General features: G+C 53.5%; 11 protein-coding genes. 8 read left to right on the top strand and 3 right to left on the bottom strand.

Translation table 11 applies throughout. The features are described from left to right. Window positions 1–156 precede the first annotated feature (156 nt). Entirely contained in the window at window positions 157–1,728 is a 1,572-nt protein-coding gene (locus tag M9H61_RS02035) for a hypothetical protein (protein WP_114112576.1), read from the top strand. A gap of 8 nt (window positions 1,729–1,736) precedes the next feature. Here M9H61_RS02035 and M9H61_RS02030 read toward each other — a convergent pair whose 3' ends face one another. Beyond that, a complete protein-coding gene (locus M9H61_RS02030) occupies window positions 1,737–2,744 on the bottom strand; it encodes an alpha/beta fold hydrolase (protein ID WP_250283086.1) in 1,008 nt (335 codons plus the stop codon). A 226-nt stretch (window positions 2,745–2,970) separates the two neighbouring features. Here M9H61_RS02030 and M9H61_RS02025 point away from each other — a divergent pair, with 226 nt between their 5' ends. Then, complete coding sequence (locus M9H61_RS02025; protein WP_250283083.1) at window positions 2,971–3,558, top strand: TetR/AcrR family transcriptional regulator; 588 nt, start codon at window positions 2,971–2,973, stop codon at window positions 3,556–3,558. A gap of 407 nt (window positions 3,559–3,965) precedes the next feature. On the opposite strand, the gene M9H61_RS02020 is transcribed toward M9H61_RS02025, so the two are convergent. Then, on the bottom strand, window positions 3,966–5,123 hold the full coding sequence (locus tag M9H61_RS02020; RefSeq protein ID WP_250283082.1) for a LysR family transcriptional regulator: 1,158 nt from the start codon (window positions 5,121–5,123) through the stop codon (window positions 3,966–3,968). 1,086 nt (window positions 5,124–6,209) lie between these two features. On the opposite strand from M9H61_RS02020, the gene M9H61_RS02015 reads away from it, so the two are divergent. Together M9H61_RS02015 and M9H61_RS02010 are read left to right on the top strand one after the other, a co-directional pair. Next, complete coding sequence (locus M9H61_RS02015; protein ID WP_250283080.1) at window positions 6,210–9,254, top strand: FAD-binding and (Fe-S)-binding domain-containing protein; 3,045 nt, start codon at window positions 6,210–6,212, stop codon at window positions 9,252–9,254. A gap of 168 nt (window positions 9,255–9,422) precedes the next feature. Beyond that, a complete protein-coding gene (locus M9H61_RS02010; RefSeq protein ID WP_250283078.1) occupies window positions 9,423–13,403 on the top strand; it encodes a hypothetical protein in 3,981 nt (1,326 codons plus the stop codon). Window positions 13,404–13,412: 9 nt separating this feature from the next. Here the strand turns inward: M9H61_RS02010 and M9H61_RS02005 are convergent, their stop codons facing one another. After that, a complete protein-coding gene (locus M9H61_RS02005; RefSeq protein ID WP_250283077.1) occupies window positions 13,413–14,336 on the bottom strand; it encodes a LysR family transcriptional regulator in 924 nt (307 codons plus the stop codon). Window positions 14,337–14,456: 120 nt separating this feature from the next. Here M9H61_RS02005 and M9H61_RS02000 point away from each other — a divergent pair, with 120 nt between their 5' ends. The 4 genes from M9H61_RS02000 to vapC all read left to right on the top strand — a co-directional run bounded on the left by M9H61_RS02000 (window position 14,457) and on the right by vapC (window position 16,866). Next, complete coding sequence (locus M9H61_RS02000; protein ID WP_250283075.1) at window positions 14,457–15,761, top strand: aspartate aminotransferase family protein; 1,305 nt, start codon at window positions 14,457–14,459, stop codon at window positions 15,759–15,761. Between the two features lie 38 nt (window positions 15,762–15,799). After that, the gene (locus M9H61_RS01995) at window positions 15,800–16,150 is read left to right on the top strand and encodes a Dabb family protein (protein ID WP_250283073.1); all 351 of its coding nucleotides are present in this window, start codon (window positions 15,800–15,802) and stop codon (window positions 16,148–16,150) included. Between the two features lie 87 nt (window positions 16,151–16,237). Then, window positions 16,238–16,468 (top strand): type II toxin-antitoxin system VapB family antitoxin, encoded by a 231-nt coding sequence (gene vapB / locus M9H61_RS01990; protein ID WP_228195922.1) that lies wholly within the window; start codon window positions 16,238–16,240, stop codon window positions 16,466–16,468. Continuing rightward, window positions 16,468–16,866 carry a tRNA(fMet)-specific endonuclease VapC gene (gene vapC / locus M9H61_RS01985; RefSeq protein WP_250283071.1) on the top strand — a complete coding sequence of 133 codons (399 nt, stop codon included), beginning with the start codon at window positions 16,468–16,470 and terminating at the stop codon, window positions 16,864–16,866. Before vapB ends, vapC begins: the two co-directional genes overlap by 1 nt. Window positions 16,867–16,878: the final 12 nt, after the last annotated feature.

The raw sequence follows: 16,878 nt of genomic DNA, 5'->3' as shown, positions 1-16,878 counted from the left end.
GCCTGACATCACACAACCCGCAATCATGATATGTCGCAGCCGGCACAAATTGCCAGTTTCTCTCCTGCAACGAACGACCATAACAATCCTAGGTTGATAAATTTACCATCATAAGTTACTAATATAATATTGCAACAGACGGCAAAGGGGGCTCTCATGGGTCGACAGCACTTCAAATATATGCTTCCGGCCTTCCTGGGCCTCGCGACCATCACTGGTTGCACCGAGCTAAAATCAGGTCTGGTAAGCAACGACGGAAAAGAAGCACTGCAAGGGGGCGTTCTTTATAGCCTTCCCATGGCGCAATATAAGCTTGAAACAAGCTTTCGCTTAACAAGCTGCCCGGACCTCTCCATTGCCAATATTCCCGTTGAAGCAGGAAGAATATTGCTCGCCCCGGATTTCGAAATCAAACAAACTGCCGAAGAAAAGGTCATTCCCGACCCGGACAAGCTCTATGTCCTGAATTATGAAGACATGTCAGGCCCGACCAAAACCTCGACTTTGAAAGTGGATTTGCACAAAAACGGGACACTCAAAAGCATCAATGCCGGGGTCTCTGATCGCACCACCGAAGTTGCAAAGGCCGCCATCAAAACCGGCTTCAAAGTCGTCCAGTTGGCCTCTGGTCTTCCGACCTTCACGACATTGGGCAAAGCCACGCAACCCTTCGCGAATGGCGTTATTTGTACCGATTACGCCCATCAACTTGTCCTCAAGCGGAATGACACCGCCGAAAAACAGGAAACAGAAACAGGAACATTGCTTGGAGCGACACAGGCACTCGAGCAGGCACGGGCGGACGTAAAGGCATCGGACAAACCAAGTGATCAAGCAATCGCAGCGCTTGAGGCCGCCCTTAAACAAAGCCGTGATGCAGAAAAGGCACTGGCCGGGACTCAAAAACTGCTGGCAAGAATAGACGCTGCCTTGACGATCAAGGTTTCTGACACGTGGCCGAAACAAGGAACCGAGACGTCAACCCGAACCCGCATGCCTGCGCCACCGATTGCCAAGCTTTTAATGGATGGTTCATTCACGCTGGCAAACGACGATTTGAAGGCACAAGTGATCACAACATCCCTTGCTGAACTGCCTGAGCAGCTTGCTGTCCTCACCGAAATATCAAAGGCAACAAGCACCGGCGCAACGACGGGAAATTGCAGTGACAGTAATCGGGAATGCAGCACTAACAGACAGGGCGTCTATTATCGTGTCCCGGCGAAGGCCTATCTGCGTTCTTGCATGACAAGTTCCGCTTTGAGTTCAACCTGTCTGGGCATCCCCGAAGGCAGCCTGCTTTTGAACGAGTTTCTCGATGTTCCGCAACTTGGTGTTCTTGCTGTCTTGCCTCTGAAAAATGGCGTTGGGCAGGATAATGTTCTGGCCGCTACATTCTCAGACAAGGGCATGCTGGAAACATTCAGCTATGAAGAAAAAAGCGCATCCCTTGAGAAAATCGCCGGTGTTCTTAATGACGCTGTCGATAATGCCTTGGCCTTCAAGGAACTTCGTCGAACTGCCGAACTTGAAGACCTGAAACTTGAAAAACAGGAGGTCGAAGCACGCAACGCATTGCAAGCCGCGATCGCCGAAGGCCAACCCGACCCGACAAGCGAAAGCACCGCACAAATCAACAGCGAGACAGAACTGCTAAATGCCCTGCTCGAGCGCATCAAGGCCCAAAAGGCCCTTGAGGAAGCTCAGGCTGCCCAAGCGGCTCAATGATCCTGCGATCAGGCGACGGCTCCTGATTGGGTTGGTTCCGTTGCGGCTTGCTTCGCCTCAACATACGCCAACTCGCCTGCGTGTTGCGCAAGCCCCGCACAGGCATCCGTCCATGCCGGGTCATCACCATAAAGCGCGGATCGCAGATAGGCCCATGTCATGCGCTGGGTGATGGCAAGGCGGTCCGGGTCTTCGTCATCGGTTTCCTTGGCATCATATCCGGCAATGCCGCCCAGCCCGTGCTTGCCACCGATCAGGGTCAGCAAGAACTCCCCGCCCGGCGCATGATGGAACGGATCGGTGTGCCAGGCCGCCCCGCGCGTGGTCAGGTTCGGATTGATATCCTGATCGCCCGCCACCACCAGCGTTCTGGTCGTCATATGCGAAAAATCGGGATTAAGCGCGGTATAGTTCCGGCGCGCATGATCGCTCAGGCTGTCGCCACCCCGGCCCGGTGCCGCCAGAAGAACCCCGGCCTTGATCCGCGGTTCGATCAGATTGACATCCTGCGCATCCGGGTCGGCACTGTCGCTCAGCCGTGCGCCCAGCAACATGCCCACCGTCTGCCCGCCAAGCGAATGACCGACCGCCGCCACCCGGCCATGGTCAAGCCGCCCGTCCAGAATAGGGCTGGCACGTTCGATATCATCAAGATGATCGAGAATGGTTTTGAAATCCTCGACCCGCGATCGCCAAAAGAACGGCGCACCGGGCGCGTCCGCGCCAAACCCGGCGACTTTGGAATTGCCATGGGTCGGCTGGATCACGACAAAACCGTGCTCGGCATAGAAATTGGCAAGCGGCCCATAGCCATCCTTGGACGGGATATAAAGCGACGGACCATGCCCGTGCGACAACAGGATAATCGGCAAATCCCGCCCCTGCGCCGGGGCCGTCACCCGCATTTCGATCGGCTTGGGCCGCCCGGGTGCGGCCAGGATCACCGGACATACCGAAATGGTCGAAACAGCTTCATTGACCGGAATGTGGCGGGCCTTATCAATCAGGTTATTCATCGCTGAGATCCTTTTCCGATTGGCGAAACCGGATGTTTCACCTATATATCCCGAAACGGAACATTGATCCGATAAGCTGTGGCCCGTAAGTGGGCCCATAAATGGATCAACGTTCCGCTTATGCGAATGCAAATATGGAACATTGTTCCGTTTATCAAGCGCAAAATTTGATGCGACAATTCCGTCCGCGCGTCAAAACCCGATTTTGCTATTGGAAAACAATGAGATGACCGACGATTCTGCCGTCGAAAAAAAAAGCATCCGTGCCGATGCCCTGCGCAATGAGGACGCGCTTCTTGAAGCCGCCAAGGAGATTTTTGCGACCTCGGGGGTGGATGCGCCGGTGCGTGAAATCGCCGCCAGGGCCGGTGTTGGTGTCGGCACGCTTTATCGTCGTTTTCCCAAACGCAGCGACCTTGTGGTTGGCGTTTACAAACGCGAAGTCGATGCCTGCGTCAAAGCCGCGGCCGACTTCACGCGCCAATATGGTCCGGGCGATGCCCTGACCCACTGGCTGAAACGCTATTGCCAGTTCATCGTCACCAAAAAGGGATTGGCCGCCGCCCTCTATTCCGGCGACCCGGCCTTTGATGCCCTGCCCGCCTATTTCCGCGCTAATTTCGAACCGACCCTGCAATCCCTTCTGCAATCAGCAGCCAGGGCCGGTGAAATCCGCGGCGATATTGATGCCTTTGACTTGCTCCGCGCCATCGGCAACCTCGCCTCCGTCGGCGGCACCGAAGGCGCCGAACATACGCACCGCATGCTCGAACTGATGATTGACGGGCTGCGTTTCGGGGCGACGAAGCCCTAGGACCAGATCGCCAGCCGCACATTGCATTACCCCTTTGCCCAAATCCGGGGATGTCAGTTCGCGGACAACCGGCCCTCGCAAGATGCTGGCAGCGAAGCAAAGCTATTTGGAACACCCCGCGCCCAAGATCATCCTTTCCCGGATGCCCCGCGCAGCAAATCATCCATCAAGGGGCCAATTTTTTCTTCTGTTGACGCCCATTTTGACGCGTTGAGCCCGCTACCGCAAACTCATTACTGGCAGGACCAGCTTATCACCCGGCGCGGACTGGCATGTGCCCCGGTCCGCCCCCATTACATCACGCAGCACCGGGCACCAGGCACTCGGCACTCATTGCTCAGCACTCGACACCGGGCAATCTGTCTCCCGCTCCTTCCTCGTCGGTGCTGCCTCCTGCATCCCTTGCCTCAATACCACTCCAGTGCGGCTGGCAGATCAAGGCCTGCGGCCTGTTCGCGGACCTGATGCAGGAACAGGCTGGCAATCGGGGACAGGCTTTTGCTTTTGCGGGTGATGATGCCGATATGGCGCTGGCGGACCGGGGCGGACAGCGGTACGAAGACAAGCCCCTTGTCGCGCGTCATGTCCGATACCCGGGCGGCCAGTTCCGGCAGCACCGTGATCCCCACCCCCTGGGCCACCATGGCGGCCAGCGTTAGGGTATTGGACGCCTCCACCGTCGGGCGCGGCAGGGTGATCGGCATGGCCGAAGCACCGTCGCCCGCACCTGCGCGTGCTTCGGATTTCGCGGCTTTTTCCGTGCGATGATCGGTCAGTTTATTCTGTGCGCGCGCCAGCTTTTCGGCCTGTTTCATCACCCCTTTGGCCGCAGAGATGCCAAGCCTTGCGGCATCTTCGATGGCCGGACTTGTGAAATCCGATCCGCTATACTGCGGGGCCTTTGCCGAGCCTTCCCCCCAGGGCTCGCCGCTGACCCCGGCCATCATTGCCGATGTCCCGGATTCTGGGCCCAACCCGACAAAGGGTTGATCGGAAAGCTGTGCCCAGGTCACGAACGGATGTTTGGCAAAGGCATGATCGGCCCGGCACAGCACCCCGAACCGGTCGGAAAATAGCGGCCGGAACGCGATATCGGGCAGTGGTTCCCACTCCCCGGCAATACCGAAATCGGCCTCGTTCGCCGCCACGGCTGCATGGACCTCCCCGGCATTCATTTCATCAAGGCGCAAGCGCGCATCGGGGTGATCGACCACAAAGCGCGATATCACGGCCGGCAGAATGCGGGTCAGGACCGACGGGGCCGCCGCAATGGTGATTTTCCCGCCAATCCCCTTGGACAGCGCATCAAGATCGCCAAGTGCTTCCTCGAAATCACCGATCAACCGCTTGGCCACCGGCAAAAACCGCTCCCCCGTATCGGTCAGGGTGACTTGCCGTGTCGTGCGATCAAAAAGCGCTGCCCCCGTCACATCCTCGAACTGGCGAATGGTTGTGGTCAGGCTGGGCGGGGTGACGCCAAGGACGGCTGCCGCCGCCGTAAAGGACCCGTGATCGGCCACCGCCACAAAGGACCGCATATGGCGCATATTCAGCGATGAAAACATCGAAACTCCCCCTTTTCTTGGCCATTTATGACCCGGTGATACCGGCCATCACAGCCCAATCAAATCACCGACAACATCAGTACAGTTTCAGCACGGCTTCTGCATTCTTTCCAACGGCTTCAGCACAGCTTGGGAACGGCTTCCGAGCGGCTTCAACATGATCCCAACACGACATCTGCATCCGCACACCGCCAACACGGCCACCGACAGTTGCAACCCGACTGCTGCCCGGCTATTGCACGGCGATTGCACCGCTTCTGCAAGGCTCCGGAAGACCTTCGGCTCACGCCCTACCGCTCATGCCCCCGGCACAGAAACCATGCCCAAAACACCCAAATCCCTAATCCGCATGCCAGCCGGACAACCAAAGTCCGCCTGAACCGCTCTATAGCGCGCTGGGCTGGGTTGGGTTGGGCTGGGCTGCGCCGGCCCGGGTCGGGTCGCACTGAAACGGACCAACTCAGAGCCGACCTACCCAAACCAAACTTGCCCGAACTGAACCGAACCAAACATGCCCTGTCTAGGCCAATCCAGACCAAACACCATCAGGCCAGGCACCATCAAACCAGACACCCCGTTGCCAGGACGGGTTCACGCCAGAACAGCTCAAACCACCGCTGCCCGATCAAACAGCACCACGCGCTGTAAACTTTTCTTTACACCGGCACGTTATGGCGGCTGCGCATCCACACCCTTTGTTCGTAGCCCGATGCCAATTTCACAGCCGGAAAACAAATCCTCATACAAATAAAAGAGTGCAGTGGCTAAAAACGGCCGCAGTTTTCCCGGCAAGGGTGCCCGAATTGCCAAATTCTGTCAGGAGGTGTCAGCAAGTCGTTCTTTGCAGCATGGTTTCGCCCTCGGGATTATTAGGCAAAAACTAATAATCATTCGGAATTTTCAATTTGTCCAATTAATCCTGATCGGGTCAAATAGGGAAAATTGCCATGACATCGATCCCGACCCGGTGCCAGATCCGCCATGAAATCCGATATCAAGTCCGGTATCAGACTTGCTATCAGAACAGGCATCAAACCCGGAACCAAACCGGCATCCAGCCGGGGGATCGCAGACAGAGAGATCACCATGCCCGCCGCGACCGCCGCCAAAAGCGTTATTGCCAAATTGCCCCGCCTGACCCCGGACCGGTCGCTGGACAAGTTGACGCTAAGTTTCCTCAAAACCCTTGAATCCGAAGGAAAATTTAGCGGCGAGATTCATGCAGATTTCCCCACCCGTCTGATCCATGCCACCGATAACAGCGTCTATCAGGTGATGCCGCGTGCCGTGTTGCAGCCGCGCACCCGCGATGACATCAATATCGTCATGGAATTGGCCGGTCGCGAAAAATTCAGCGAGGTCAAAATCACCCCGCGCGGCGGCGGGACCGGCACCAACGGGCAGTCGCTGAACAACACCATCATTCTCGATACTTCCAAATATCTCAATAACATACTGGGTTTTGATGCGGAAAAGGGACTGGTTCATGTTGAACCGGGCGTGGTGCTGGATCAGCTTAATGCCTGGCTGAAACCGCATGGCTATTTCTTCCCGCCCGCCGTCTCGACCGCAAGCCGCGCCACGGTTGGTGGCATGATCGGATCGGACAGTTCGGGCAAGGGATCGCGGATTTATGGCAAAACAAGTCACTATATCCATGACATGACCACGGTCCTGATTGACGGCACCGATTTCCGCACATCGGCCCTAAGTGCCGATAAAGCAAAGGAAATCATGTCCCGCGACGACCGGGTTGGCGCGCTTTATCGCAAGGTCCATGACGAAATCGCCCCGCGTCGCGATCAGATCAAGGCAACCTTCCCGGAAATGAACCGGGGGCTTACAGGCTATAACCTTAAGGAAGCCGTTTCCGATCAAGGGGATATGAACCTTTCCTTCCTGATTGCCGGGGCTGAGGGCAGCCTTGGCATGGTCAAGGAAATCACCTTCCGCGTTATTCCCCTGCCCAAGCACAAGGCGATCACTGTTGTCCGGTATGACAGCTTTGATAGCGCCCTTCGTCACGTGCAAGCCCTTGTAAAATTTGATCCTGTGGCGATTGAAAGCATCGATGACAAGGTCATGAAACTGGCCGAGCAGGATGAAAGCTGGCACATGCTGGGCAAGCTTTTGGGCACGGAAAACAGTACCATCGCCACGCGCGGCTTTAACGTCGTTGAATTTGTTGGCGAAACGCCCGAAGAAGTTGCTGCCAAACAGGACGAATTGCGCGCCTATCTTGATGGCAATCCCGACACAGCTTACGCCCCGATCGGATTTGTGCAGGCGACCGATCCCGGCCAGATCGCCGCAATCTGGTCAATCCGCGCGAAATCGGTGGGGTTGCTCGGCAATCTTGAAGGCAAACGCCGCGCGACACCATTCGTCGAAGATACCGCCGTCCCGCCCGAAAACCTTGCCGATTTTATCGCCGAATTCCGCGCCCTCCTTGATGCCGAAGGCCTTGATTACGGCATGTTTGGCCATGTGGATGTGGGTTGCCTTCATGTGCGGCCGCTTCTTGATATGTGCGATGAGGAAGACGAAGCGCGCCTGCGCCGGGTTTCGGACGCGGTCGCCGAATTGACCAAGCGTTATAACGGCCTGATCTGGGGCGAACATGGCAAGGGTTTCCGCGGCGAATACAGCCCGATCTATTTCGGGCCGGAGCTTTATGATGTGCTTCGCCGCATCAAGGAAGCCTTTGACCCGGAAGGACAATTAAACCCCGGCAAGATCGCGTCCCCCTATGCCAAAGACATCCCGATCACGGCAATCGACGAGGCGCCCATGCGCGGGCAGCTTGACCGTCAGATCGAAGATGCGCTTCGTGATGAATACCTGAATGCGACGCGGTGCAACGGCAACGGGGCATGCTTTAACTGGGATCTGATGGACGCCATGTGCCCGTCCTATAAGGTCACGAGGTCGCGCGTACATTCGCCCAAGGGCCGTGCGGGAATGCTGCGCGAATGGATCAGGCAGCTTTCGGTCGGTACCGACCCGATGAACCAGGATCTGGCGGTGATCAACGGGCGGGATTTCTCGCATGATGTCTATGAAGCCATGGCCGGTTGCCTGTCATGCAAGGCGTGCGCTGGGCAATGCCCGGTCAAGGTCGACATCCCGGAAATGAAATCGCGTTTTTTGGAGACCTATCACACCCGCTACAAGCGCCCGGTGAAGGATTATGTGATTGCGAAACTTGAATATATGGCCCCGCTTCTGGCATGTGCGCCAGGCCTGTTCAATGCCCTGCAATCAATCCCGCCAATGCCGTGGATTTTCAAGCGATTCATTGGCCTGACCGATTTGCCGAAGCTTGATACCCGGGGCCTTAAATCGGGCTTACGTGCGCGTGGCATCGGCAAGTTCCGGCAGGCTGATCTTGATGCACTAAGCCCTGATGAAAAGGCCAGGTCGGTGATTATCTTGCAGGATTGCTTTACCACCCATTATGACACCGACGTGTTCCTTGCCCATGTCGATTTGTTGCAACGCCTTGGATACCGGGTATTTGTGCCGCCCTATCGCCCCAACGGCAAGGCCATGCATGTCAAAGGCTTCCTGAAGAAATTCGATTATCAGGCCAAGCAGAACGATATCGTTTATGGCCGCCTTGCCAAATCCGGTGTCGCCATGGTCGGGATCGAGGCCAGCGTCACCCTGACCTATCGCCAGGAATATGCCCAGCGCCTTTCAGACCGACCGGATTATCGCGTGCATCTGTTCCATGAATGGCTGGCGTCTGAAATCAATGAGGGTCGCCTGAACGCGCCAAAAATTGATAACGGCGTTAACATCAACACCCCGGCAAGCCTGTTCCCCCATTGCACGGAAAAGACATCAATCCCCGATGTTGGCGTAAAATGGCAGAAAATCTTTGAGGCCTTTGGCCTTAAACTGACAGCCGAGAAAACCGGATGTTGCGGCATGGCCGGCGTTTACGGACACGAAACCCGCCATCAGGAAACCTCGCGCGCGCTTTATGAGCTGAGCTGGAAAAAGAAGGTCGATGCGACGGGCCCCGAAAACATGCTGGTCACCGGCTATTCGTGTCGCTGTCAGGTCAACCGATACGAGGGTGTGAATCCGCAGCATCCTGTGGAGTATTTATTGAGCCAAATCTGATTGGGCATGACAAGCCGACCAATTCTATTCCAGGAACGTGGACATAAGAGAAATTAAGATGCATGCCATCTAAACAGGTATCCATTTTACGTTGCATATTATTAGGTGTAGGGTTGTCTTATAATAGACGTCACATGACCTTGACCCTCTGAATTCTTGAGCAACGAATTGGAAAATCCACCGTTTTACATCAGCAGACATATCAGGGTCGGAGAGAGCATCCTCACCGAAGAGGAGCTGCTTGCTAGCTCGGACCTCATTATTCTTCTCGCGCCACCGGGTGCTGGAAAAACTGAACTTTTAAAGAGATTAGCTGAATTACTGCAGGTTTCTAGCCTGCGTGCAGCAGTTTTCCGAAACAGGCCTGAAGCATCCCTCGCGAATGACTTGATTATCGACGCTATGGATGAAGTTGCTCGTGTAAGCGAGGAAAACGTTTGGGATATTTTCGGCAAAGCAAGCAAGGCAACTGGAACAGTCATCTTTGCCAGTAGATCTAGTGAGTGGGAGAGCTCGCGAACCAAGCTCATAGAGGAGCAATTTGGCCGAGAAGCAGTAACAGCATCTATCGTTGAATTCACCCAAGATGAGCAGAAGTTGCTTTTTGAGCGTGCGTTTCAAGGCGAAAACTTTGAAGCTTTCTTAAAAGAAACACAACGGTTCGACCTTACTCCCTTGTTGGGGAATCCTCAGTTCTTACAGATATTTGGATATGCTTTTGTTCAGAGCCACGGAAAGTTCCAGAGCAAACTGCAAATTTACTCAGATGCAGCTAGACAGTTAGCACTTGAAGCTAACTCCGGTAGATCATCAAGAGGACGCCCTGAAGCATCAGCAATTGTAAAAGAAGCAGGCAATATCTTTGCACACCTTTTGTTATCCGGCGCGTCGGGGGTGACTGTTAAAGAGACAATTGATGATCACAACTACCCATACATCGGTAAGTTTAAAGATGTTCTTTCAATAGAATGGACAGCTCTCCTAGACTCACAGCTATTCAAGCTAGGGAACACCCAAGATGAGCACGAACCAGTACATCGTATCGTAGCTGAATTTCTTGCGGCAAAGCACCTCGTCAATCAAACTGAAGATTCTTCAAATCGCCTATCAGTTCGACGTTGTTTAGCGGTGATCGCTCCAAATGGAGTCGTACGAGATGAACTGCGGGGCCTGTTTGGATGGATGGCTGCATTAGGGAACATTGAAACCCAAAAAACGCTTATTGAGATTGACCCTTACGCAGTTCTTGCTAACGGTGACCCTTCACAACTAACCCCGCAAAGCAAGACTTTCCTAATTCAACAGCTGCAGTGTTTAAGCGAGCAAGACCCATATTTTAGAAGAAGCGATATGTGGCGTTCGTTCAACATTGGGCAGTTCTTTACAAACGACACCGTTTCTGCCCTACGGTCCTTGATAGCTGACGAAACAGTAAATTCGCATCTAAAAATTCTCATTCTCGAATTGCTAGCTGGAACGCCAGTAGTCAGCGATTTAACTGATGAACTAGAACATCTCGCCTTGTGCCGCTCAAGCCACAAACAAGAGAGGATCGAAGCTTATGATCTTCTTTTAGATTGTGGAGAATATGACGCTACTCATACTCTAGACGAACTCATTTCAGAAGACACTGGAACGTCATTACAAATGGCGACCCGTTTAATAACCTCTTGCGGTGCAGAACAATTCACGTTTGATGTGCTATTGGTTGTTTTAAGAAAAATATCTGCGTTGTATTCAAGAAACCGGCCATATCGCAGAACTGAGCGGTATAACCTCTACTACTTCACAAAATTTCTAGCTGAGTTCCCGGTTGAACACATTGAAGACTATATTGATCATTTAACTGAAGACTTAGAATGCACCTGCGGAAAAGAGCGGGACTTCGAATGCGAATGCCGCTTCGGGCGCAGCAAGACCATTGGCTGCCTTCTGGATCGCTATTTCTCCGAAAACAAAGGGCCTTACGATCCTGAACGACTGTGGGCTTGGTTAAAGAAACTTAGATTTCCCAATCGGCTAACACCAGAAGATAGTATCTCCGTAAAAGTTTTGTCTTCCAACCATAGCCTTCGACAAGACATACACAAACTAGCCTTTGGCGAAGCACATACGGCCGAACAGTACCGTGACGTGCGCTTTGGCCTCTTAATCGACCACCACCATTCTGGAATTCAGATACAGAAAAGAGATTTAATTGAGCTCCTCAAGTTCGCCGAAGACAATAGTCTTTATGAACTTTGGAAATGTCTGTGGGCTCCACATAGTTATTATAGCGACGATAAAAAAAGTAATCCGGTAAGAGCATTTACACGCAAGCAAGCGCGCAAAAATAAAGAACTTCAAAAAATTTGGACCCAACTTAATCGACATAGTATTAATGAATGGCGTGAAATTAAACGCACTCACCCAACACGAAAGAATCACCTCCAACGCATTGACAGAGAGAACAAAGAGAAAATAGAAAATGATGTGAAGAAAAACCTCGACGCTATTCGAGGTGGCAAACATTTTTGGTGGTTACAACATTTTTCCAACTGGGAAATATTTGGGTCGTCTGAAATTTCAGATTTTGTTTCTAGGGAAATCTCTCAAGAAGCACTCATTAACTGCATTCCTCATTTATCTAATCACGTCCCGAGCCTTGAAGAAATGGGACAACATCGAGGACATGCAATTGCACAAATCCTGTTTGTTGCTTGTCTCCTCCGCTGGAGAAATGGCTTCCCTGTCAAAGACTTGCCCAAAAGCATTTTGCTCGCAGCTCGGGTAAAATCAGGAAACTCTAGTGGTCTGGACGAGACCGAAGTAGATGCTTTTGAGACAGAGCTTAATCAAGCGATTTTCTCTGACAACGATGATAAGGAGCAGTTTGCTCGAGCCTTTATCGAACCTGGTCTAAAAAGGACAGAGGGACCAAACTTTGCCAGTTGGCTTGGCTCCAGACCCTTCTTGAAAACTGTTCGCAAAAAACTTTCAATGGAGTGGTTAGAGCGCTTTCCAGACATGCCCTTCGATGCGGAATACGAACTTTTTAAAACTGCATGCAAAGAAAATTCTCAACAGGACATCTGCAGCCTGATCTCCCAACGGCTAGAGTTCTACTCACCTAAAGAAAAAAGAGAAATTTCTAGTAGCGACCATGACAGAAGAACGTTTTGGCTTCTTAATTCGTTTTTCCATGACGACAACAAAGTGGCATGGGAAGAGCTCAAATCAGATAGGAATAATCTTCTAGGCATAGCGGCTCGGAGCGAGAGGTACCTTGCCGACGACGAGGAGTTATCACCTCCATTGTCCCCAGAAAAACTGTACGATGTGCTCGACGCTTTTTTCGAACAATGGCCCGAGGTGGAACTTCCCTCTTCTTGGGGATCCAGTTCACCACCCGGGGAGAAGGCATACAGATATATCTCTGGAATACCATCACGGATTGGCAGAACGCCTCCTGCAAATGCAATCCCGATCCTCGATCGATTGATTGCAGAAGAAAGGTTCTTGAAATTCAGAAACGCTTTCCTTTCAGAGCGAGCGTTCTGTTTGAGGAAACTAGCACTAGAAAACTTTTCTCCACCATCACCGTCTGACATCATGGCCTTACTCCGAAATCAAGAGATCGCCAGCGTCGAAGATTTACGAGCTCTCATTATAGAGAACCTTGGAGACCTCGAGCAGCAAATTCGAGAGGCGGAGACAGATACTCTCGAAAACTTTTACGAAGGCTACGAACACGTTAACGAGAACACTGCCCGAAACCGCCTTGTCGAACTTCTAAAAGGCCGGATGTCTGCGCTGAATCTGGCTATTGAAATAGAGCGACATATGAGAGACAGCAACCGATGCGACATTACCATAGCATCGCTGATAGACGGTCGACGCAGATTATTGATGATTGAGGTAAAAGGCCAATGGCACCGCGAGTTATTTAGTGCTGCGTCGACTCAACTCGACCAACGGTACTCTGTTCATCCCGATGCAGAGCAGCAGGGAGTTTATCTAGTCCTTTGGTTTGGAAAAGATGTGGCCATTGCAGATAGAAAGCGATCTGAAATCCAATCCAGTGAACAGTTGCACTCAGAGATAATCAAGTCGATGCCACAAGAGCTTAAAGGCAGGATTGATGTCTTTGTAATGGACCTGAGTCGCTAGCAGCAACTTTCACAAAAACGGCAGCATGTTTTTGACGTGATCGGCGAAGGCGGTTGTGGCGGGGTTTTGGGTGCCCTCGCCTGCGATGACTTTCAGGCCAAGCTTCGGCAAGGCAGGCAGCGGCGCCTTGAGGATATAAAGATCATTTGGCACCGCCTGTTGCATCATCACACTGATGGCAAGGCCGGAACGGGCCACCGCGATCAGGCCGGTCAGGCTGCTGCTGGCATAGGAAATCTTGTAGGGAATTTGGGCTGCGTTCATGGCATCACACGCGGCCTTGTGATCAAGGGCATTTGATGCGGGCAAGGCCAGCGGGATGGTTCGGGCGGTTGTCGGGTTGTCGCCTGCCCCCGATGCATCGCCGATCCCGGTGCCGGTTCCGATCCCGTTTCCGAAATCATGGAGATCAAGGGTCGGTTTGGCACCGACCCAGGCCAGTTGTTCGGTCCGTGCGATATCGGGCTCCCCGTTCGGGTTGGCGACAGAGACCAGTGCCAGATCGATCTGACGCGCACGCAGCATTTTATGGAGTTCCGGCGTCGGGGCCGAAACCACCCTGATCTCGACATCAGGATAGATCGTCCCGAAGCTTTTAAGCAGGGCCGGAAAAAAGGCGATCAGGTAATCCTCGGGACAGCCAAACACCATCGATCCGCGCAGGCCCCGGTCGGAAAAGGCAAAAACCGCCTCGTCATGCAGTTTCAAAATCCGTTCGGCATAGCCAAGAAACCGTTCACCACTTCCGGTCAGGGTAACGCCACTGCCGCTGCGATGAAAAAGCGTCTGGCCCAGCGCATCTTCAAGACGCTGTATCTGCATGGTGACGGTTGATTGCGTGCGCCCGACCTGAAGGGCGGTGGCGCTGAGCGTCCCGGAATGGGCGGCGCGCACAAAGGTCGTCAGCAGTTTAAGATCAAGTAGGGTTTGCATGGCTTTGCCACCGCATATCAATTTTTCCAATACCGGAATGCCATCATTATCAATTTTACGAAGATATCAACAGCCGATACCCTGTATCCATCAAAGACACACGCTTGCAGGGAGCCAACCATGTCAAACAATGCCGATCCGAAATTCTGGGATGCCACCCAAAAACACCTGATCCGCTATGGCGGAACGTTTGAACCCGCAATTATCGAACGTGCCAAGGGATCGTTTGTTTATGATGCCGATAATCGTGCGATCCTTGATTTCACATCCGGGCAGATGAGTGCGGTTCTGGGGCATGGGCACCCGAAAATCGTCGAGACTGTGCAGCGTCAGGTCGAAACGGTGGCCCACCTGTTTAGCGGCATGTTGACCCGCCCGGTGGTGACCTTGGCCGAACGTTTGGCCGCCCTTGCGCCGGGGCTTGATCGTGTGCTTTTGCTGTCGACGGGTGCCGAAAGCAACGAAGCCGCCATTCGCATGGCAAAGCTTGTGACCGGCAAGCATGAGATTGTGGCCTTTTCCAAAAGCTGGCACGGGATGACCGGGGTTGCGGCATCGGCAACCTATAGTGCGGGGCGCAAGGGTTATGGCCCGGCGGCGGTCGGATCGCTTGCCATTCCGGCCCCCAATGCGTTTCGCCCGCGGTTTAAAAATGCCGACGGATCGCTTGACTGGCAGACCGAACTTGATGACGCCTTTAACCTGATTGATGCGCAATCAACCGGCAATCTTGCGGCATTCGTCGCCGAGCCGATCTTATCAAGCGGCGGGATGCTGGAACTTCCCAAAGGTTACCTTGCCGCACTCAAGCAGAAATGCGTTGAGCGCGGGATGCTGTTGATCCTGGACGAAGCCCAGACCGGCATTGGCCGTACGGGCACCATGTTTGCCTTTGAACGCGATGGCGTGATGCCCGATATCCTCACCCTTTCAAAAACCATCGGGGCCGGATTGCCGCTTTCGGCCGTGATGACCACGCCGGAAATCGAAGATGCCGCCCATGAAAAGGGCTATCTTTTCTATACCACCCATGTGTCAGACCCCCTGCCCGCCGCCGTGGGCGTGACGGTTCTTGATGTTGTGGCCGAGGAAAACCTTGTGGCGCGGGCCGGTCACATGGGCAAACGGCTGTTTGACGGGTTGGCTGCGTTGAAAGAACAATATTCATGCGTGGGTGATGTGCGCGGACGCGGGCTTATGCTTGGTATGGAGATCGTCAAGGATGGCGGTGCGCCCGATCATGACCTGGGGGCGGCGCTTGCGAGTGAGGCATTCAAGCGCGGGCTTAGCATGAATATCGTCAAGCTTCCGGGCATGGGCGGCGTGTTCCGCATTGCCCCGCCGCTGACCATTACCGAAGAAGAACTTGATCTTGGCATTTCGATCATCGGGGACAGCATTGCAGCAAGCCTTCATGGTCGCTGATCACGTTCACATCAGTTGACAGACCAAACGAAACAAAGGTGAAATCAGGCAAAGCCAACCTTCACAAAGGTCTTGTCATGATCCGCCATATCGTTCTGGTCAAATTCCAATCGGGCATCAAGCAGGATGACATCACATCGCTGTTTGATGCCCTTGCCAATCTTGGCACGCTTATCCCCGGTATGCGGGGCTTTGACGGCGGCATATCGGTCAGCCCGGAAAACCTTGAACAGGGGTTCCGCCACGGGTTCTGCATTGACTTTGATGATGCCGCCGCGCGTGATGCCTATCTTGAACATCCCGAGCATCAGAAACTTGGCGGGCAACTGGTCGGGATGCTTGACGATGGTTTGGCGGGGTTGGTGGTGTTTGATCTTGAGATGGCCTAACCCGCATCATTCAAGTATATACAATTGACATATACATTCAAAATCGCGACAATAACCTCCCCCGATCCATCCTTGCAGGAGGTCGCCATGACGCAAGCATCCGTATTCCTGAACAACAAGACGCAGGCCGTGCGCCTGCCCAAGGATGTCGCCTTTCCCGAAGGCACAAAAACGGTTGAAGTGATCTCGGTCGGGGTGACCCGCGTGATCGTCCCAAGCGACCATCTTTGGGATACGTTCTTTGATGGTCATGCCGTCAGTGACGATTTCATGGAAGACCGAAACCAGCCCGCCATGCAGGAACGGGATGGGTTTTAATGCTGCGGTTCATGCTTGATACCAATATCTGCATCTATGTCATCAAGAACCGCCCGGCCTCCTGCCGCGAGAAGTTCCGCACCCATAGCGGTGCGATGGCAATTTCATCGGTGACACTTGCAGAATTGATTTATGGCGCCATGAAATCGGCCAAACCCGAAAGCAACCTTCGCACCATCGAAGAATTTGCTGCACGCCTGAGTGTTCTTGATTTCGATACCGATGCCGCCGGTCATTATGGCGATATCCGAAGCACACTTGAACGCGAAGGCAACGTCATCGGGCCATATGACATGATGATTGCCGGTCATGCGCGCAGTCACGGCCTTATCCTTGTCACCAATAACACCCGTGAATTTGAACGGGTCGACGGCTTACGGCTGGAGAACTGGGTTTAGCGTTGGACAGTT

The organism is Thalassospira sp. GO-4, assembly GCF_023588965.1.
Lineage (GTDB): Bacteria > Pseudomonadota > Alphaproteobacteria > Rhodospirillales > Thalassospiraceae > Thalassospira > Thalassospira povalilytica.
The sequence above is the reverse complement of the archived record's forward strand: the minus strand, read 5'-3'. Positions and strand labels throughout refer to the sequence as shown.